Raw genomic sequence first — 17,008 nt, forward strand, 5'->3', positions numbered from 1 at the left:
TCCCCTCGCGGATGCACGACGTGTGCATGTACGACACACGCTCATGGTGTTGTCAATGTTCGCTTTATGTTCTACCCAGCTTAAGCCGAACAGTCCAGAGAGCGGAAAACAGAGCTTGGATCAGCCGTGGTTTAGCGGGATGATCGTACGGAAACCCCGGAGCCGCCGAGCAGCGACCGATATAGTGGACCATCTTACGCCAGAACGCCGTTCGGCCCTTATGTCGAAGATAAGAGGGAAGAACACGGCCCCTGAATTGCGCGTTCGTCGCACAGTTCATGCTCTCGGGTATCGGTTCCGTCTCCATCGTCGTGATCTGCCGGGAAGTCCAGACTTGGTGTTCCCAGGACGCCGCAAGATCATCATGGTGCATGGGTGTTTCTGGCACAGGCATCCAGGTTGTTCAAAAATCGCACATCCTAAGAGTCGGATATCGTACTGGGCAGACAAGTTCGCCCGAAATATCGAGCGGGATAAGATGGTGCAACAAGCACTTTTGCAGGCGGGATGGGAGGTCCTTGTCATCTGGGAATGTCAAACACAACCTAAGGATCGGCTCTCTTTGGCTCTGAAGTTGGCAGAATTCCTCGGCGACTGAAGGCACCTCGGCTTGGCTGATCCTTCTGTGGAAAGGACTTCAGGCTGGTTGGTATGAATTTGGTATAAAACGTGACAGACGGCAAAACCTTGACTGCGGCGGCATCGATTGAGAGACGATTTCTTTAAGGAGTTCAAGAGCTTGATAGCTGGCTGGGGAACCTGGATTCGAACCAGGACTAACGGAGTCAGAGTCCGTGGGTCTACCGTTAACCTATTCCCCAAAAAGCCTGTAATATCAAGGCTTTGGCCGAACGAGCGAAAAGCGGTTAGACACTTTTCTTGCGCGAGTTAGTCAAAACCCGTTCTCGTTTCGGGCTGGCTTGTATCACATTCGCCATGTCGATCAAGACCCCTGACACGTCGGCATGCGAAGAATAATGCTCGGCCATCTCGATCGTCTCCTGGCCGAGGAAGTTCTTGATGTCTTCCAGCCGGTAGCCGATCTCGCGCAGGTCGGTGGCGACGGAGTGGCGCAGGCCGTGCATGGTCAGGCCTTCGCTGGCCAGGCCGCGCGCCACGCAGGCGTCGAAGAACTTGCCGATCGATGCCGAAAAGCCCATCTCGGTCCACGGCTTCTTGTGCGAATTCAGGCACAGCATGGTGATGTCGATCTCGGCCACCGGCCACGCGGCAAGCGCTTCGTCGAGGATCTGGCGCAGCTCTCCGAGGGCCGGCAGCTTCATCAGCTTGCCGTTCTTCGAGGCGCGGAAGGTGATGTAGCCGTTGCGATAGGCCATGCGCGGCAGGCGCAATATGTCGCCACGGCGCAAGCCGAGGAAGCGGGCGAGCGCGATCGGCACCTTGTAGTGCAGCGGCGCGGCCGACAGCACATTGACGCGCTCCTGCCTGGTCCAGGGGCGGTTCTCCTTGCGGCGGTCGTGGGCGATCTTGGCCTTGTCCAGTTCGAGGCAGGGGTTGGCCTCGACCAGGCCGTATTCCTTGCCGTGCTTGAAGGCCGACGACAGCATCGCCATCATGTGGTTGGTGAAGCCGCCGCGCTTCTTCTTCACCGTCTTGTCGCGCAGCTTGGCCATGAAGGCCGAGTTGATCAGCGTTAGCGGCGTGCCGGCGATCGGCTTCAGATGGTCCATGTACTGGTGATAGTCGGACTGCGTGCGCCGCGCCAATTCGGTGAATTTGGGCGATTTCTTGTAGCTTTCGAGCAGGGCGCCAAGCGTGCCGGCGGCGGCCGCCGTGCCGCAATGAAGCTTGTCGAGGCGGTCGACCTCGGCGGCGAGCGCGGTGCCGGCCAGAGCCGGGTCGATCGCCGTGCCGCTCTTGCGGTGGTAGGCGCGGTCGTTGCCGAGCCGGTCCTTGTAGCGCTTAACGCCCTTCACCGTCACCCTCATCGAGCAATCCCAGCCAGTCGTCACCCGTCAGCGGCGTCGATTGGTCCAGGCTGTCCAGCCATTTGTCAAGCGCGCGCACATCGTAGCGCACAAGGCTGCCGAGCTTGACCGGCGCGACCTTGACATGCGCCTTCAGCCAATCGACGGATTTGCCGCCGCAATATTCCGCCGCCTCGTCCGTCGACAGCATGCGCCGTGCAGGCAGGGGGACGGAGCGCGCGGTCATGCCGGCTTGCGCGCCCTGTCGCGGCGGTTCTGGTTCTGTTTGTGGGTGACCATCTCCAGGTGTTCCTCGCGCACGCAGCGCCGCGTGCGGCATTTGTGGTCGAGCTGCTTCTTGCCGGGGATGATGCCGTTCTCGTTGGTCCAGTTGACCTTGTGGACGGCCATGGTCTGGCCGTCGAGCGCCATGCGGGGATAGTCGCCGCCTCGGCCGCTGCCGGAATCGGGACCGGTCCAGATGTGGCAGGGCGAGCTGTTGCCGGCCTCGTCGACATAGCCCATGTCGACGATCTCGATACGCGCCTGGACCAGCATGCGGATGCGCTCGCGGCGGGACAGCGGCGAATTCATCAGAATTTGTTACCCGGATCGTCGTTGAAAGGCTCGCCTTTCAAGGCAGCGATGTAGCCGATAGCGCGCGCGAAGCCGAGTTGGGCTTCAAGACGCGCATCGTAGGCGTTTCCAATATCCTTTCTTAAACGCTCAAGTTCCTGCGATTGGACTGACAGGCGAGTTCTGTAATCCATATTCGCCTTGTCGACGCTCTCGATATGCGCCTTGAGGTCAGTGACACGCTGGTCTCTTTCCCCCAGCATTACCGCCATGGTTTCGATCTGGTTGCGCGCCTGTGGCAGGGTTGAAACGGCCTTGGTCATAAATCTCTCCGTCCGTTAAAAGGGGATCTCGTCGTCGAGCTCGCGGCTGCCGCCGCGGCTGGCCTGCGCCTGGCGGGTGCGTTCCTCGACGGCGCGGCGTTCATCGGTCTCGCGCGAGCGGGTCTGGCCGTAGTCGTCGGAGCCTTCGGCGCCGGGCGGGCGGTTGGAGGGCAGCTTGTCGAGCATCTGGATCTCGCCGCGAAAGCGGTTCAGCACCGTCTCGGTGGTCCAGCGCTCGACGCCGTCCTGGCCGGTCCATTTGCGGGTCTGCTGCTGGCCCTCGACATAGACCTTCATGCCCTTCTTCAGATACTTTTCCGCGACCTCGGCGAGCTGGGTGTTGAACACCACCACCGAATGCCACTCGGTGCGTTCCTTGCGCTCGCCGCTGTCCTTGTCCTTCCAGCTTTCCGACGTCGCCATGCGAAACGACACCACGGGATCGCCGCCCTGGGTGCGGCGCACTTCGGGATCGGCACCGAGATTGCCGACGAGGATGACCTTGTTGACGCTGCCTGCCATCAGACTGATACCCCCTTGCGCTTGCTGTTTGACCAGTCGGTATTGTAGGGAGCCTTGTCGCGCATCTCGATGAGTTTGAGCTCGACCAGCTTCTGCAGATCGTTGACGCGGTTGCGGGCGCTTGTGGCACTGCGGGATGCCTCGCTCTCGCGCTCGTCGGCCAGCTTCAGATTCTCGATCGCCTTCTGGAGATCGACCTCCAGATGGGCCAAGGTTCGCGATGGGTCGGTCATGGTTCCACTCCCATTTCGGTCAGCGTCGCGGCAATCGCGGCGATCTTCTGGTCGAGCTCGGTCTTGACGGCGGCGACGATCGCCGCGAGATAGGCGGGTGCCATCTCGATGACGCCCGCATCCTTGCCTTCGCCGACCATCAGCGAAACCGGGTCGCGGTCGAGGCGCGCGCGCATGCCGAGCATCTTGCGCCGGTCGGCGAACATGGCCTGCACCTTGTCGATGTCCGTCCTGGTCAGCATCACACCATCCCCAGCGCGGCCATGTAGAGGTCGAGGATCGACTGCTCCTCCTCGCGTTTCATCGGGTCCTTGCGGCGCATGGCGACGATGGCGCGCATGGCCTTGACGTCGAAGCCGGTCCCGCCGGCCTCGCTGTAGACCTCGCCGATATCGTCGGCGATCGTCTTTTTCTCTTCCTCAAGGCGCTCGATGCGCTCGATGAGGGCGCGCAGCTGGCCGGCGGCCACGGTCTGGCTGGTCTCTGTGTCGGACATCGGATTATCGCCCGTACGGAGCTTTGTCGGCTGGGCCGATTTCGCTGCCTGGCGCCGAGTATTTGGGTGGATCGAGCACGCGCGCCACGCTGGTCTTTTCAAGCCGCTTAACGTCGAACCAGTAGCTGTGCTTGCGCTCCTTTTCCGCCGCGTCATGCTTGGGGCAGACGCTGACCTGTACGCAGCCATAGAGATCGAAGCAGAGCGAATCCGCTATGCCGGCAAATCCCGTCACGCGGTCGCGGACTTCGTAGCCAAGCCAATCGAAATAACCGTCCATCGTATTTCTCCCTTGTTGTGAAACTTTACTGGCGGCGCTGGCCGATGACGAAGGCGGCGCCTTCGCCGGCGGCGATGTGGAAGGGCATGCCGAAATCGGCCGGCGGGTGCAGCGCGATCTGCTTGGCGTTGGCCGCCTCGATGGCGTCGCGCAGGAAGCGGGCGTCGAAGGTCATCGCGGTGCCGTCGGCGACGCCCTCGTTGGCGGCCGGGATCTGGTCGTCAGCGTCGCCGGTGTCGCCCTTGGCGAACAGCTCGACATGGCTGTCGCGCACCGTCAGCCGGATGGCGCGCGAGGTCTCGCGCTTGCCCTTGGTGTCGCTCTTGGGCACAACCAGCAGCCCGTCCATGGCGCGCAGCAGCGCGTCTGAAGCGATCAGCACGCGAGCCTCGGCGCGCGCCGGCATCATGCGGGGGTAGTCGACATAGGAGGCGTCGATCAGCTTCGAGGCGATGCGCAGGCGGTCGGCCTCGACCAGCATCAGCCGGTCGGTGCCCGACAGTTTCAGCTCGCTTTCGTCGCCCGAGAAGATGCGCAGGATCTCCTTGACCGTCTTCGGTGGCAGGATGACGCCGGGCATGATCTCGCCCCGGCGCGGCAGCTCGCCCGTGAGATCGGGGTCATCGATGTCGATGATGTGGATGCGGCTGGAATCGGTGCCGATCAGCTTCAGGCCGTCATTGATGTGCAGGAACGGGCCGTGCAGCATGTAGCGGTTGGCGTCCTGGCCGAGCGCCTTTTCGCAGCGTTTTAGGACATCGCACAATTCGTTCGCGCGGAGGGTAAGGGACCAATCCGTCTTCGGCGGATCGATGAGGAAGAAATCCTCGCCCTTGAGGATCTGCATGGTCAGCCTGGCCTTGCCGTGGCGGGCGACGACCGCCTGCATCCCGGCGTCGAATTCCAGCGTTCCGGCATCTTCGCCGGAGCCTTCGCGAGCGATGAAGAATTCCAGCACCGCGCGCGGGATCGCCGCCAGCACGTCCTTGCCCGCCTCGCAGTCGAGCGTTGCGCGCGCCTCGACGTCGAGGTCCGACATGGTCAGCGTCATCTGCTTCTTGCCCGCGCGCAGCAGGGCATGGTCCAAAATATCGATCTCGCGCGTTGCGCCCGGCACGTTGCGGACGGCCTTGGCGGCTTCGGCGAAGGCTGAGACTTTGAACTTTACCGTCATAGCGCGAGCGCTCCCTGGCCATGGATGCCGGCCAGCATCTTTTGCGCCGCCGAGGCGTTGTCCTACGGCCTCGGCGCACCGGTCCCGCAGGCCGGCCCGTCGGCCGCCGCCCGCCCGTTCATGGGCCGTGGCCTGCTCAACCTCGCCGCCGAATCGGTTGGCTATCGCGGCGGCGTCATGCTCAACGCCCGCCAGATCGACGACATCCTGACGCGCGCCTCGCTGACCACGTCGGACTTCCCGGCGATCTTCGAGGGCGCGATCAACCGCTCGCTCGAGCAGCGCTACGCGGCGGCGACGCCGACCTATCGCAGCATCGCCCGCCAGCGCAACTTCCGCGATTTCCGCCCGCACACCACCGTCAAGGTCGGTGACTTCCCGATGCTGCAGAAGGTGCTGGAAGCCGGCGAGATCAAGTATGGGTCGTTCTCGGAAGGCAAGGAGACGGTGTCGGCCTTCAGCTATGCCATCGCGCTGACCATCACCCGCCAGATGCTGATCAACGACGATCTCGGCGCCATCGCCGACCTGTTGTCCAGCTATGGCCAGTCGGTCGCGCTGTTCGAGGAGGTCACCTTCTATTCGACCGCCTTCAACGCCAAGCTCGCCGACAACAAGGCGGTCTACCACACCGACCATGCCAACCTGGCCGGCTCGGGCAGCGCCATCACCGTCGCCTCGATCGGCGCCGGCATCGCGGCGATGGCCAAGCAGGCAACACTGGAAGGCAATCCGCTGCTGTCCAACCGGCCGTCCATCCTGCTCACTGGTCCCGACAAGGACCTGGAGGCCACGATGCTGCTGGCGCCGATCAACGCGACGCAGCTCTCCAACGTCAACCCGTACTCCGGCAAGATGACGCCGATCTCGACGGCGCAGATTTCCGGCAATGGCTGGTATCTGTTCGCCGACCCGGAGAGCGGCATCTCCAACTACCGCTGGGGATACCTCGAAGGCTACGAGGCGCCGCGCGTGCGCATGGACGAGCCGTTCGGCAAGCAGGGCTTCTCGATGTCGGTCGAGCACGACTTCGGCTGCGGCCCGACCGACTATCGCGGCGGCTACAAGAACGCCGGAAACTAAAACCGGCACTGACGGGCGGCACCCGCCGCCCGTGTCCCCTTTCCCTCATTCCCGAAAAGGAGGCCTGTAATGGCCAAGAACTACATCCAGCCGGGTAACACCATTACCTGGACCAACGAGGACGTCACTGGCGCGGTCGACGTCGCTTCCGGCGACGGCGTCGTCGCCGGCTCGCTGTTCGGCGTCGCGCAGACCGATATCGCTGTCGGAGCAGACGGCGAGCTCGAACTCGTCGGCGTGCATGAACTCGCCAAGGTGTCGGCGCAGGCATGGACCTTCGGCGAGCGCATCTATTTCGATGCCTCCACCGGGGAGGCGACCAGCACCGCTTCGTCCAACAAGCTGATCGGCGTCGCCGTGGAAGCGGCGGCCAATCCGTCGGCGACCGGCAAGGTCCGCCTCTCGGCCGCCTTCACGCTCTGACAGGCCCGTGGGGACGATCGCCCGCGAATGGGAAGGCGAAACCGCCTTCGTGCTCGCGGGCGGCGCCTCGGTGGCGAAACTCGACCTGTCGCCGCTCAAGGGGCGGCGCGTCATCGCGGTCAACTCCGCCGTGCTGGCCTGGCCTGATGCCGACATCCTGTTCTTCGCCGACGAGCGATGGTGGTCCGATCCGGCCAATGGCTGGGCCGCCGACATCGGCGCCTTCGCCGGCCGTGTCGTCACCACCTCCGGCAAGGGGCCGCAAGGCATCATCCGGCTGATGAAGATCGATCCGGCCAAGGGCATCGCCGACCAGCCGAGCCAGCTGGCGCTGGCGCGCAGTTCGGTCACCGGCGCCATCAACCTTGCCGTCCATCTCGGCTGCCGGCGCGTCGTGCTGCTCGGCGTCGACGGCAAGAACTGCGGGGACGGCAGCCGCCATCACCACGGCGCCGATTACCCCTGGCCCTTCATCAAGGGGTCGTTCGACCTGCACGCCGCCGAGTTCCGCGCGGTGGCGCCCTCGATCGCTCGGTGCGGCGTCGAGGTGATCAACGCCAATCCAGACAGCGCCATCGATGTCTGGCCGAAACAAAGTTTTGAGGATGTGATTTCGATGCTGCAGCGCGTGCCGACAAATCCCTCCCTTGCGGTGCTCGGCATGTATGGCATGGGCGATTGCCTGCATCAGCGCGCCGTGGTGCGCGAGTTGATGAAGACGCATAGCGTCGAGCTGCAGACCTACTACACATCAATGTATCACGACCTCGAAGCCGAAGGGCTCAGGGTCACGGTCAACGACAAGCTGCCGCCGCGCATCCGCGACAAGGGCAACGCCGCAACCGCGAAAGGCCGACCGGCCCGCCAGCACGACCGGAAACTCGGCTACGATCACGCGCAGACTAAAAAGCACGGCACGCTGCTTGCCGCGATGTTTGGATCGGTCGGTCTGGGGGTTCCCGAGCGCCCGGATTTCTCGCTGCCGGTCAAGCCGGAATGGCGGGAAGCGGCACGCAAGCTGGTCGGCGACACCGGCGGCAAGCCAATCATGGTCTATCGCCCGATCGTGCTGAATGCGACATGGCCTTGCCCGTCGCGCTCGCCGGACCCGATTGCATATGCGGCGCTCTATCGCTCGATCAAGGATCGCTTCTTCACCGTCTCGGTCTGCGACCTGACGCAAAAGGGCGAGGAGATTGTCGGCGAGGAGCAGGACGCCGACATGAAACTGCACCGTGGCGAGGCGGATTTCGAGGCGCTGGCCGGGCTGTTCGCCGAAGCCGCGATGGTCTTCGGCAATGCCGGCTTCACGCCGATCCTGGCGCAGGCCGTCGGCACGCCCAACATCGTCGTCTATGGCGGCAATGAAAGTTTTCGCTACACCAATGCCGTCGGCGCGCACCTGGCGCCGACGCTGCCGATCGAACCGGTGAAGCCGTGCGAATGCTTCGACCGCCACCACAAATGCGACAAGACCATTGATCTCGCCGTGGCCCTGGCCAAGGTCGGGGCCTTCGCCGATGCCCACGCCCGCCAGCCGCGCGTCCTGGTCTTCGGCACGACCTATGTCGACACGGCCGACAAGCAGAAACTGGTCGGGCAATGGCAGGATCTGCACCGCAGGGTGAACGATTGGTCGGTCGACCTGCTTCTCGTCGACAGCGCCTCCCCGCTGCCGTTCGCGGGCGAAGACACGCTCAAATACACTTTCTCCGACAACGTCGGCCACCTGGCGCGCGGCGGCAAGGACGGCTGGGGCAGGGCCTTCTCAAAAGGCCTCGAAATGGCGATCGACGGCCAATACGACTACGTCGTCCATATCGAAGGCGACAGCCTGCTGAAGCAGCCGGTGCTGCCGATCGTTCGGCAGATGATGGCATCAGGCGTCGAGGTGGCATCGGTGCCGGTCGCGGGCACCAAACGCCAGGAGACCGGCTGGGCCGAGACCGGCCTGATGTTCTTCAGCGTCGATTATCTCTGGCAGTCGAAGTTCATCGAAAAATACGACTGGTGGAACCGCAAGGCGCGGCCATTCCCGGAGCAGGCTGTTTTCGATATCCTCGGCGATGACCTGACGATGCTGGACTTGAAGGCCGAGCGCGGCGACCGCAACCAGATCAACGCCGACAATGTCGCCGCCCTCGACTGGGTGACGCATGCCGACCAGCAAGTCTTCGATGCCTTCGTCGCCTCGACGGTGCAGGACGCGGCACCGAAGCCGGTCGAGAACGCGGTCAAGCTCAATTTCGGCTGCGGCACCAACAAGCTCGACGGCTGGCAGAACTTCGACGACGAGGTCGATATCACGAAACGGTTGCCGTTTCCTGACAACCATGCCGATTTCATCTATGCCGAGCATGTCGTCGAGCATGTCGACTATGTCAAGGCGCTGGACTTCTTCGCCGAAGCACGCCGTGTGCTGAAGCCGGGCGGTGTCATCCGCATCTGCGTGCCCTCGCTGGAAAACATCTGGCGCCGCGGCGACCAGGACTATTTCGACTTCGCCAGGAAGTGGGCACCAACGGCAGATCGTCGCGGCGCCATGCATGCCATCATCTTCGCGCACGGTCACAAGGCGATCTGGTCGCAGGCGCTACTGGAGGCCTGCTTGTTCTTCGCCGGCTTCGAGGACATCGCCGGCTGCGAGGTCCACAAGTCTGCGCATGCTGACCTCGCCAACGTCGAAGGCCATCACGCGGTCATCGGCGAGCATTTCAACTGGATCGAAGCGGCGGTTGCGGAGGGGCGGAAATGAGCGGCCATCGCGACCAATGGTTCGGCGCCCGGACCTATGCCCAGCATGGCGATGACCTCGCCATCCTCAACATCTTCCATAGGCTCGGCGTCGACAAGCCGTCCTATCTCGACGTCGGCGCCTATCACCCGTTCGACCTGTCCAACACCGCGCTGCTTTACGAACGCGGTTCGCGCGGTATCAATGTCGAGCCCAACGAGGCGCAGCTGGCCGCGTTCATCAAGGCGCGGCCGGACGACGTCAATCTCTGCGTCGGCGCCGCCCCGGTCTGCGGGCGGATGATGTTCCACCACACCGCCAGCGATCCCGGCCGCTTCACCTTCGACGTGGCGACGGCGGCAACGCTCGGCATCGTGCGCGGCGTCGAACTGCCGGTGCTGACGCTCAACGCCATCGTCGACCACCACACCGGCGGCGTCTGGCCCGACCTGTTGTCGATCGATGTCGAGGGGATGGACGTCGACGTGCTCCAGGCAGCCGATTTCGGCGCCACTGGCCCCAGGATCGTCATCGTCGAGGCGAACTGCGGCGGCGGCGACACCAGCGCCGACCTGTCCGCGCTGATGACGGCCAAGGGCTACGTCCTGCACTCATGGGCCGGCCACAACATGATCTTCGTCCGCGCGGCGGATGAGGCCAGGATCTGGGGCGAATAGATGGGCCTGGTCGATTTCGCCGCGCTGCTTTATGGGCCGAACTACGCCGTCTTCGGCGTGACGGCCACGCTGACGCTGCCGGGCACCGATGGTGCCGTCATCAGCACCGGAGCGGATGGTGGCCCGCTGCTGGTGATCGACAAGACGGCCGGCATTGCCACCGCCACCAGCGACCGTGAACGCAGCCGCTTTCATGCCGAGATCGAGACCGTGACGCCGGCCGCGATTGTGCGTGCCGCCGATCTCGCCTCGGTCGACAGGGAAGACCTGCAGGAGGCCGCGCTGGTCTTCAACAGCAAGACCTGGCGCGTCGACACGCATGGTTTCCGGCCTTCGCCGAACGGCGAGGGCGATGGCGAGATCCTGCTCTATCTGACGGAGCGCTGACATGGACGTACGCGAGGCGATCCTGGTGCGGCTGGTCGAGATCGCCGGGACCATAGACGGCATCAAGACCGTCTACCGCAACAACAACCGCCCGCCCGAGGCCAACCTGCCGGCGGTCCTGGTGCTGGATGGCGACGAGGTCGGCGACGAGAACGATTCCGTCTCGCGCGGCCCGATGTCACCGCGGCGCATGGTGATGACGCCGCAAACGCTGATCGTGCTGCCGGAAGCGGCCAAGGATGTCGGCACGGTGATCAACGGTTATCGCGTCAAGCTGATCAAGGCCGTCGCCACCGACGCCACACTGATCGCGCTGACCACCAACCGGCTCGGCGCCCGGCTGCATTCTTCGCAATCCTCGCTCGCCTGGGGCCGGTCGCTGCTTGGCGAAATGGGGGTGCAGTTCGCCATCCCCTACGTGCTCGACCCCTCGAAACTCTGAGTTCAACCGCCCGCTCCGGGCACAACGAAAGGAAAACCCCCATGGGCGCTTCTCCCGATACCGGCAATTACCGCATCCCGGCCGCCTATGTGCTGATGAAGTTGCCGGCCGACATGGACTATGTCGATGCCGGCAACCTGGTCGATTTCGTCTACACGCCGACGGTCGCGAAAAAGGAACACAACTCGGCGCGCGCCGGCATCCGCGCCAAGGACTTCACTGCCGTCACCTCCGTGGCAGCCACGATCAAGGCAACCTTCGACGAGAACACGGCGCGCAACATCGCCATGTTCCTGCTGGCGACCGTCGCCACCAACACCGATGGCGACGAGATCATCGACCCGCTGACCTCACCGACGCTCACCGTCGACATCAAGCTGGTCGCCACCAACACGGTCGGCCCGATGATCGACTTCGAGGGCAACGTCACCATCTCGCCGTCGGGCGATTTCAACCTGATGGCCGACAATGATGACTTCGCCCAGATCCCGCTGTCGGCGGACGTCAACAAGAAGGATGGGCGCTACGGTCGCTTCACCATCCGCCAGCAGGCATAAGCATGACTGACTTCATCGACATCGCGCCGCTCACCGTCACCGAGACGGTGCGCGGCAACCAGGTCGAGGTGCATGGCGTCGAGCTCACCGACATCGCGCAGATCATCTTCCGCTTTCCCGAAGTGGCGAAGCTTTTCGACATGAAGGGCAAGAAGGCGGTCGACCCGCAGGCCTTCGGCGCCTTGTCGAAGGCGCTGCAATGCGCCTTGATCGTGGCCGGCGTGCCGCGCATCAACGAGGCCAGCGCCGCCAACCTGACGCCAGGCGAACGCATGCTTCTGATCGCACGCATCCTGCTCTTGACGGTGCCGAGTCCCGCCGGCCCTTTCCTCGAGGCGCTGGCCAGGCTCACCGGCAAGGACGGCGCCGCGATGATCGGGGAGCCGGGGAAAGCCTAGCGATGGCCGCCGCAAGGCTGGTGCGCCTCGGCCATCCGGCCGGGGCTGTCCTGCACTACACGCCGCGCCAGATGGCGGCATGGCTGCATTTCGGCGAGATCGACCGCCGCCAGGCCATGGCCGACCATCTGGTCATCGGCATGAACGCCGCCCGCGGCGACCTCAAGGACGTGCAGAAACAGGTCGAGGATTTGCGCGAATGACCGGAGCTTTCGGGATCTTCGTCGAAGCGGCCGCCGGCCAGTTCGACAAGGCGATGGCCGATGCGACGCAGGAACTCCGGGTTGCTTCGATGGAGTCCGGCTTCCGGATGGCGGAGGTCGCCAAAGCAGCGGCACGCGCCAATATCGCCCAGGCCGGCTTCAGCAGGGCGTGGCAGAATACCGTGGCCAGCAAGGTCTATCCGCTGGACCACGCCTCTGCCCGGCCGTCGGTTCTGATCTACAACAAGATCCCATACAGCAACATCTTCGAGGAAGGTGGCGGCATCGCTGGCCATCCGCTGCTCTGGCTGCCGCTGAAGGATGCACCACCGCATATCGGCAAGCAGCGGATCACGCCAGCCTTGTATATCGAACGGCGCGGCCCGCTGTTCACCATCGAGCGTCCCGGCAAGCCGCCGCTGCTGGCGGCACGGCTAGGAACCAGCGAGCGGGGAAAACGCGGCGGCGTCAAGCTGCGCACGGTGCCGATGTTCGTCGGCATCGATGCCGTGACCTTGCGGGAGCGGTTCCAGGTGCGGGAGGCGGTCGAGAAGGCCGCCGAACAATGGCCGGAGATTTTTGCCCAGGTGTTCAACAAGGGCGGCTGACCAGGCTATCGTTGAATGCTGAACTTGATGGCGTACATCTCCAGCCGACCCTGCACGGAACGCACAGTACCTGTCACTGGCATCGTGCATTTGCTTCTGGGTGCGTCGGCACCGATGCAGTTGCGGAACAGGTAGCGAAGGTCTTCCCGGTCCATCCACGGCCCCACCAGGCGGATGGTCTCTGGCGGAATTTCCAGCAGCATCGAGTCTTCCGCCGCATTGTAGACGGTACCGGTCACCGTTGCCCGCTGGCCGACAAGTCGTGGCCAGTCGGCAAGGAAATCGGCGGGGGCCATGGGCGAAATCGCGCTGGCACTCGCTACCAACAGCACAGCAATTTTCATTTTGGAATTCCCCCACTCCAACCGTGGAGTGAAGCAGGGAATCCCTCGCGTGTCTACCGAGGACCATCAATGGCCGAACGCAACGCAATCGCCGTCCTGATCAAATTGCTTGGCGGCGAAGTCATGATTGCCGAGTTGGAAAAGCTTGGCACGACTGGCGAAAAGGCCATGGCGACCATTCAGGATTCGGCCAAGAAGGTCGAGTTCGGCGGTCTTGGCCATGATCTGAGCCTGTTGATCGGCGACATCGGCACCTTCGCCGCGCGTTCTGTCATCGCGCTCGGCACGCTGAAGGCGGCGGCCGATGGCGTCGGCGCCGCGCTGTTCTTCCTGGCCAAGTCCGGCGCGGAAGCGGCGGTCCAGGCCAACAATGCGGCGCAGGCGGCTGGCCTGTCGGCAAAATCCTACCAGGAATGGGCGTTCGCGGCCGATAGCGTCGGCGTCAGCCAGGAGCAGGTGAACACCGCCTTCAACACCTTCAACAAGCAGGTTATCAAGACGGCCGACGAAACGGTCAAGGCAACCGGCAAGGCGGGCAAATCGCTCAAGCAGTTCGGCCAGTCGGCGAAGGACGCCAATGCCGATATCACGCAGGGCGCCGGCTATACCGTCCAGGCCTTCAAGGATATCGGCGTTGAGGTGACGCGGTTTGGCGCCGCTGCCTCCAAGGTCAAGACCGGCACCACCGCCGCCAAGACCGGCTTCGACGAACTCGGCATCAAGGTCAAGGATGCCAGCGGCAAGCTCAAGACCAATGAGCAGCTGCTGATCGAGGTGGCCAACGCCTTCCAGAAGATGCCGGACGGCGCCCGCAAATCGCAGATCGCGCTGAAACTATTCGGCCTTGAAGGCGCGAAGCTCATCCCCTTGCTGGACAAGGGGGCGGCCGGCATCGAGGAGTTCAAGAAGAAGGCCGCCGAGCTCGGCATCGTCTTTGACGATGATCAGATCAAGGCAGCGCTTGCCTTCGATGATTCCCTCAATGAACTGAAGAAGTCGATCAGCGGTCTGCTGCGCCAGATCGGCCTGATCGCCGTGCCGTCGTTCACGGCCGGGTTCAATGCCTTCCGTGACATCATCCTTCGCAACAAGGCCGCCATCCTTGACTTTGCCCGGAGCGGCGTGGCTACGGCTTCCGTCTTCCTCAAGGACTTTTTCGCCACGCTGGCAGGGCGAGATTCCGAGGTGACATCGAACAAATGGCTGATCTCTTGGCGCGATGCCATCAAGGGTTTTGGCGAGGACTTCACACATGTGGCTGGTAACGTCGTCATTCCGGCGATGTCGAAGCTGCGCGAGGCAGCTGATCTGACGATCAAGTCCATCAACGGTATTTTTGGGACCAACCTTACAACCGGCGAAGTCGTTATTGGCGCCACGATCCTGCGCATGGTTGGCGGGTTTCAGTTGCTCCGGACGGCGATTTTCACCGCTATAAACGCAATATCGCTCCTCAGCACCGCACTGATCTCGACGCCAGCCGGTCGCATCATTCTTGGCATCGCTGTGGCAGTCGAGGGCCTTATCGCGGTATGGGATCGTGAACGGTCCAAACAGCAGGCATGGATTGCCGGCACCGATGCCCACAAGAATGCTCTAAACGAGCTCAAGGCCGCCATCGATGCGGTCAAAGCTGGCGTTCCGGGGGCCGAGGAAAACCTGAAGCGTCTCGCTCAGGCGCATCTCGATTCCGCGCGGGCAGCTCTGGAGGATGCCAAAGCGCAGGTTGCGCAGCAGCAGCAGATCGTCGACGCCATGAAGCAGGGCGGCGATTTCGCCGCCCCGCTCGGCGCCGATATCGACACGCAGACCGAAGCGCTGCTGCGAGCGAACATCAATCTCGCCAAGCGCACGCGCGAACTCGACGAGGTCCAGAAGACGATCGACGGCAAGGTCGTGGGCAATATCGAGGACCTTCGCCAGGGCACCACGCAAGCCGCCACCGGCATGACGCAGCTCGGCGCCGCTGCCGATACCACCGCGGCCAAGGTCGGCGAGCTCGACCACCAGATAAATGTCTTTCGTGGCGGCGGTCCCGGCGGCAGCCTGTCAAAAGAAGTCTTCGACGTCGTCGACGGCGTCGCGCACCGCGCCGACCAGTCCAAGGCTGCGCTCGATGGCGTGGCGGCGAGCGCGCAGGCCGCTGGCGACCACGTCAAGACTGTCGGCAATGAGGTCAAGGAAGCGCTGACGCTGGACAACGGCGCCGGGGCTGGGTTGTCGAGTTCCGTCGGGGGCGCGGTCGACAGTGTTGTTTCCGATGTCAAGAAGATCAAGCCGGCAGCGGATGAGGCCGCGACCGGCTTGAAGAACGCCTTGGACGGCTCCGATGCTGGCGGGCTCGGCTCTGCGATCTCCGATAGCGTCGATGGCGTCGTCACCAATCTGAGCACACTGGCGCCGGCGGCCGACGATGCGGTCGGCGGCCTCAACAGCGCGCTTGCCAACATTGACACCTCGGGCGCGCAGCAGTCGGCGACGGCAATCGCTCAGCCTTTTCAGGAACTGCCGTCGCTGTTCTCGCAGATCTTCTCCGGCCTCGGCTCGCTGGTGCAGGGCGGCTTTTCCAGCCTGTCGTCGGTGGTGGCAAGCCTGGCCAGCCAAATCCGATCGCAGATCAGTCAGATCATCGCCGAATTGCAGGCCGCCGTCGCGCAGGCGCAGCAGCTCCGGGCGCAGGCTTCGTCCTCGTCATCCGATGGCGGCGGCTCGCATGGTGGCTTCGCCGGTGGCGGTGATGTGGTCGGCGCCGGCACGGGCACCAGCGATTCGATCCTCGCATGGCTGTCGAACGGCGAGTTCGTCAACCGTGCGGCGGCGGTTGCGTATTATGGCCGCGACATCTTCCATGCGCTGAACAACATGACGCTTCCCAAGAACTTTCTGCGCAGCCTGCGCGGCTTCAATCTGGGCGGTGCCGTGGAAACCTTCAGCCGCTCGATGGCGATCCCGCGTTACGCCGGCGGCGGGCTGGCCAGCATGCCGCTTCAGACTCCTGTCGAGACAACGCAGGGCCGCACGCCATTCATGCTTCAACTGCCTGGCGGAGAGGTGATCGACGACCTGACCATCGGCGACATCGGCCTGCGGCGCCTTCAGACGGTATCGCTGCGCGGCGCGCGCGTCAGCGCCGGTCGCGCGCCGCGGCGTGGGGGCTGATCATGGCCGACGAATTCACCACCTTCCTGCGCCTCGATCCGGTCGGCGTGCCGCCCTACTCGGCGCGCGGCATCTCCGAGGCGTTCTCGCTGGATGGCGACGCGCAACTGGCGCGCACCGTCAACAATGTGCTGATCGACCTCGGCGCCGGCGAGGACGAGAAGTTCAAGCTGACCATCACTTGCACCGACCAGAACATGCCGGCGCTCGACGGCGTCAAGCGCGGCATGGAACTGACTGTCGATTGCGCCACCGAGTTCGTCTACATGACGGCGGGCGGATCCCCATCGCGGCCCGCCGCCTCGACCACGGACGACCCTGCAACGCGCACCGAAGGCGCCTTCACGCTCTACCGGCCGCGTCTCATCATGCTGGTCGCCGATTACCAGCTCGGCTTCGACGAGTGGGGCGCGGCCTGCAACTGGTCTCTCGCTCTCATAGAGGTGTGACATGAACCGGAG

The 17,008-nt window shown here is 63.8% G+C and carries 24 protein-coding genes and 1 tRNA gene; 13 read left to right on the top strand and 12 right to left on the bottom strand.

The features are described from left to right. Nucleotides 1–139 precede the first annotated feature (139 nt). A complete protein-coding gene (locus tag LB543_RS01305; RefSeq protein ID WP_263498565.1) occupies nt 140–598 on the top strand; it encodes a very short patch repair endonuclease in 459 nt (152 codons plus the stop codon). A gap of 149 nt (nt 599–747) precedes the next feature. Here the strand turns inward: LB543_RS01305 and LB543_RS01310 are convergent. The 11 genes from LB543_RS01310 to LB543_RS01360 form a co-directional block, all read right to left on the bottom strand. After that, nucleotides 748–821, bottom strand: a tRNA-Gln gene (locus LB543_RS01310). Between the two features lie 45 nt (nt 822–866). Beyond that, complete coding sequence (locus LB543_RS01315; protein ID WP_224612458.1) at nt 867–1,949, bottom strand: tyrosine-type recombinase/integrase; 1,083 nt, start codon at nt 1,947–1,949, stop codon at nt 867–869. Further along, the gene (locus LB543_RS01320; protein ID WP_224612460.1) at nt 1,924–2,175 is read right to left on the bottom strand and encodes a helix-turn-helix domain-containing protein; all 252 of its coding nucleotides are present in this window, start codon (nt 2,173–2,175) and stop codon (nt 1,924–1,926) included. Before LB543_RS01320 ends, LB543_RS01315 begins: the two co-directional genes overlap by 26 nt. After that, the gene (locus LB543_RS01325; RefSeq protein ID WP_411908732.1) at nt 2,172–2,453 is read right to left on the bottom strand and encodes an HNH endonuclease signature motif containing protein; all 282 of its coding nucleotides are present in this window, start codon (nt 2,451–2,453) and stop codon (nt 2,172–2,174) included. Before LB543_RS01325 ends, LB543_RS01320 begins: the two co-directional genes overlap by 4 nt. A 68-nt stretch (nt 2,454–2,521) precedes the next feature. Beyond that, nucleotides 2,522–2,827, bottom strand: coding sequence for a hypothetical protein (locus tag LB543_RS01330; RefSeq protein ID WP_224612464.1), 306 nt, complete (start codon nt 2,825–2,827; stop codon nt 2,522–2,524). Nucleotides 2,828–2,842: 15 nt separating this feature from the next. After that, nucleotides 2,843–3,349, bottom strand: coding sequence for a single-stranded DNA-binding protein (ssb, locus tag LB543_RS01335; RefSeq protein ID WP_224612466.1), 507 nt, complete (start codon nt 3,347–3,349; stop codon nt 2,843–2,845). After that, nucleotides 3,349–3,582, bottom strand: coding sequence for a hypothetical protein (locus LB543_RS01340; RefSeq protein WP_224612468.1), 234 nt, complete (start codon nt 3,580–3,582; stop codon nt 3,349–3,351). Before LB543_RS01340 ends, ssb begins: the two co-directional genes overlap by 1 nt. Continuing rightward, nucleotides 3,579–3,824 carry a hypothetical protein gene (locus tag LB543_RS01345; RefSeq protein WP_224612470.1) on the bottom strand — a complete coding sequence of 82 codons (246 nt, stop codon included), beginning with the start codon at nt 3,822–3,824 and terminating at the stop codon, nt 3,579–3,581. Before LB543_RS01345 ends, LB543_RS01340 begins: the two co-directional genes overlap by 4 nt. Then, nucleotides 3,824–4,078, bottom strand: a complete 255-nt coding sequence (locus tag LB543_RS01350; protein ID WP_224612472.1) for a DUF2312 domain-containing protein — start codon at nt 4,076–4,078, stop codon at nt 3,824–3,826. Before LB543_RS01350 ends, LB543_RS01345 begins: the two co-directional genes overlap by 1 nt. A gap of 4 nt (nt 4,079–4,082) precedes the next feature. Further along, nucleotides 4,083–4,358 (bottom strand): hypothetical protein, encoded by a 276-nt coding sequence (locus tag LB543_RS01355; RefSeq protein WP_224612474.1) that lies wholly within the window; start codon nt 4,356–4,358, stop codon nt 4,083–4,085. 25 nt (nt 4,359–4,383) lie between these two features. Then, on the bottom strand, nt 4,384–5,532 hold the full coding sequence (locus LB543_RS01360; protein WP_224612476.1) for a DNA polymerase III subunit beta: 1,149 nt from the start codon (nt 5,530–5,532) through the stop codon (nt 4,384–4,386). A 24-nt stretch (nt 5,533–5,556) separates the two neighbouring features. On the opposite strand from LB543_RS01360, the gene LB543_RS01365 reads away from it, so the two are divergent. The 10 genes from LB543_RS01365 (at nt 5,557) to LB543_RS01410 (ending at nt 13,044) form a co-directional block, all read left to right on the top strand. Continuing rightward, a complete protein-coding gene (locus tag LB543_RS01365; protein WP_224612478.1) occupies nt 5,557–6,615 on the top strand; it encodes a Mu-like prophage major head subunit gpT family protein in 1,059 nt (352 codons plus the stop codon). A 69-nt stretch (nt 6,616–6,684) separates the two neighbouring features. Beyond that, nucleotides 6,685–7,038, top strand: a complete 354-nt coding sequence (locus LB543_RS01370) for a DUF2190 family protein (RefSeq protein WP_224612480.1) — start codon at nt 6,685–6,687, stop codon at nt 7,036–7,038. Between the two features lie 7 nt (nt 7,039–7,045). Then, nucleotides 7,046–9,793, top strand: a complete 2,748-nt coding sequence (locus LB543_RS34025) for a methyltransferase domain-containing protein (protein ID WP_224612482.1) — start codon at nt 7,046–7,048, stop codon at nt 9,791–9,793. After that, nucleotides 9,790–10,449 (top strand): FkbM family methyltransferase, encoded by a 660-nt coding sequence (locus tag LB543_RS01380; RefSeq protein ID WP_224612484.1) that lies wholly within the window; start codon nt 9,790–9,792, stop codon nt 10,447–10,449. The genes LB543_RS34025 and LB543_RS01380 overlap by 4 nt, the downstream gene beginning before the upstream one ends. Beyond that, complete coding sequence (locus LB543_RS01385; protein ID WP_224612486.1) at nt 10,450–10,836, top strand: hypothetical protein; 387 nt, start codon at nt 10,450–10,452, stop codon at nt 10,834–10,836. 1 nt (nt 10,837) lies between these two features. Further along, nucleotides 10,838–11,278 carry a hypothetical protein gene (locus LB543_RS01390; RefSeq protein ID WP_224612487.1) on the top strand — a complete coding sequence of 147 codons (441 nt, stop codon included), beginning with the start codon at nt 10,838–10,840 and terminating at the stop codon, nt 11,276–11,278. A gap of 41 nt (nt 11,279–11,319) precedes the next feature. After that, nucleotides 11,320–11,835: a hypothetical protein gene (locus LB543_RS01395; protein ID WP_224612489.1), complete on the top strand. Its 516-nt coding sequence runs from the start codon at nt 11,320–11,322 to the stop codon at nt 11,833–11,835. 2 nt (nt 11,836–11,837) lie between these two features. After that, entirely contained in the window at nt 11,838–12,233 is a 396-nt protein-coding gene (locus LB543_RS01400; protein WP_224612491.1) for a hypothetical protein, read from the top strand. A 2-nt stretch (nt 12,234–12,235) separates the two neighbouring features. Then, a complete protein-coding gene (locus LB543_RS01405) occupies nt 12,236–12,436 on the top strand; it encodes a hypothetical protein (protein WP_224612493.1) in 201 nt (66 codons plus the stop codon). Further along, a complete protein-coding gene (locus tag LB543_RS01410; protein ID WP_224612495.1) occupies nt 12,433–13,044 on the top strand; it encodes a DUF6441 family protein in 612 nt (203 codons plus the stop codon). The genes LB543_RS01405 and LB543_RS01410 overlap by 4 nt, the downstream gene beginning before the upstream one ends. Nucleotides 13,045–13,049: 5 nt before the next feature. Here LB543_RS01410 and LB543_RS01415 read toward each other — a convergent pair whose 3' ends face one another. Continuing rightward, nucleotides 13,050–13,388, bottom strand: a complete 339-nt coding sequence (locus LB543_RS01415) for a hypothetical protein (protein WP_224612497.1) — start codon at nt 13,386–13,388, stop codon at nt 13,050–13,052. A 69-nt stretch (nt 13,389–13,457) separates the two neighbouring features. Here LB543_RS01415 and LB543_RS01420 point away from each other — a divergent pair, with 69 nt between their 5' ends. Beyond that, nucleotides 13,458–16,547: a phage tail tape measure protein gene (locus tag LB543_RS01420; protein WP_224612499.1), complete on the top strand. Its 3,090-nt coding sequence runs from the start codon at nt 13,458–13,460 to the stop codon at nt 16,545–16,547. A gap of 2 nt (nt 16,548–16,549) precedes the next feature. After that, the gene (locus tag LB543_RS01425) at nt 16,550–16,996 is read left to right on the top strand and encodes a hypothetical protein (protein WP_224612501.1); all 447 of its coding nucleotides are present in this window, start codon (nt 16,550–16,552) and stop codon (nt 16,994–16,996) included. The last annotated feature ends 12 nt before the right edge of the window (nt 16,997–17,008 follow it).

Origin of the sequence: Mesorhizobium sp. ESP7-2 (assembly GCF_020164715.1) — a bacterium.
In the GTDB taxonomy this organism is placed as follows: Bacteria; Pseudomonadota; Alphaproteobacteria; order Rhizobiales; family Rhizobiaceae; genus Mesorhizobium.

Excerpts from the sequence above, each read along its gene's own strand:
- LB543_RS01305 (WP_263498565.1), top strand. The coding sequence starts at position 140 with ATGATCGTACGGAAACCCCGGAGCCGCCGAGCAGCGACCGATATAGTG.
- LB543_RS01315 (WP_224612458.1), bottom strand. The coding sequence starts at position 1,949 with ATGAGGGTGACGGTGAAGGGCGTTAAGCGCTACAAGGACCGGCTCGGC.
- LB543_RS01320 (WP_224612460.1), bottom strand. The coding sequence starts at position 2,175 with ATGACCGCGCGCTCCGTCCCCCTGCCTGCACGGCGCATGCTGTCGACG.
- LB543_RS01325 (WP_411908732.1), bottom strand. The coding sequence starts at position 2,453 with ATGGGCTATGTCGACGAGGCCGGCAACAGCTCGCCCTGCCACATCTGG.
- LB543_RS01330 (WP_224612464.1), bottom strand. The coding sequence starts at position 2,827 with ATGACCAAGGCCGTTTCAACCCTGCCACAGGCGCGCAACCAGATCGAA.
- ssb (WP_224612466.1), bottom strand. The coding sequence starts at position 3,349 with ATGGCAGGCAGCGTCAACAAGGTCATCCTCGTCGGCAATCTCGGTGCC.
- LB543_RS01340 (WP_224612468.1), bottom strand. The coding sequence starts at position 3,582 with ATGACCGACCCATCGCGAACCTTGGCCCATCTGGAGGTCGATCTCCAG.
- LB543_RS01345 (WP_224612470.1), bottom strand. The coding sequence starts at position 3,824 with ATGCTGACCAGGACGGACATCGACAAGGTGCAGGCCATGTTCGCCGAC.
- LB543_RS01350 (WP_224612472.1), bottom strand. The coding sequence starts at position 4,078 with ATGTCCGACACAGAGACCAGCCAGACCGTGGCCGCCGGCCAGCTGCGC.
- LB543_RS01355 (WP_224612474.1), bottom strand. The coding sequence starts at position 4,358 with ATGGACGGTTATTTCGATTGGCTTGGCTACGAAGTCCGCGACCGCGTG.
- LB543_RS01360 (WP_224612476.1), bottom strand. The coding sequence starts at position 5,532 with ATGACGGTAAAGTTCAAAGTCTCAGCCTTCGCCGAAGCCGCCAAGGCC.
- LB543_RS01365 (WP_224612478.1), top strand. The coding sequence starts at position 5,557 with ATGCCGGCCAGCATCTTTTGCGCCGCCGAGGCGTTGTCCTACGGCCTC.
- LB543_RS01370 (WP_224612480.1), top strand. The coding sequence starts at position 6,685 with ATGGCCAAGAACTACATCCAGCCGGGTAACACCATTACCTGGACCAAC.
- LB543_RS01380 (WP_224612484.1), top strand. The coding sequence starts at position 9,790 with ATGAGCGGCCATCGCGACCAATGGTTCGGCGCCCGGACCTATGCCCAG.
- LB543_RS01385 (WP_224612486.1), top strand. The coding sequence starts at position 10,450 with ATGGGCCTGGTCGATTTCGCCGCGCTGCTTTATGGGCCGAACTACGCC.
- LB543_RS01390 (WP_224612487.1), top strand. The coding sequence starts at position 10,838 with ATGGACGTACGCGAGGCGATCCTGGTGCGGCTGGTCGAGATCGCCGGG.
- LB543_RS01395 (WP_224612489.1), top strand. The coding sequence starts at position 11,320 with ATGGGCGCTTCTCCCGATACCGGCAATTACCGCATCCCGGCCGCCTAT.
- LB543_RS01400 (WP_224612491.1), top strand. The coding sequence starts at position 11,838 with ATGACTGACTTCATCGACATCGCGCCGCTCACCGTCACCGAGACGGTG.
- LB543_RS01405 (WP_224612493.1), top strand. The coding sequence starts at position 12,236 with ATGGCCGCCGCAAGGCTGGTGCGCCTCGGCCATCCGGCCGGGGCTGTC.
- LB543_RS01410 (WP_224612495.1), top strand. The coding sequence starts at position 12,433 with ATGACCGGAGCTTTCGGGATCTTCGTCGAAGCGGCCGCCGGCCAGTTC.
- LB543_RS01415 (WP_224612497.1), bottom strand. The coding sequence starts at position 13,388 with ATGAAAATTGCTGTGCTGTTGGTAGCGAGTGCCAGCGCGATTTCGCCC.
- LB543_RS01420 (WP_224612499.1), top strand. The coding sequence starts at position 13,458 with ATGGCCGAACGCAACGCAATCGCCGTCCTGATCAAATTGCTTGGCGGC.
- LB543_RS01425 (WP_224612501.1), top strand. The coding sequence starts at position 16,550 with ATGGCCGACGAATTCACCACCTTCCTGCGCCTCGATCCGGTCGGCGTG.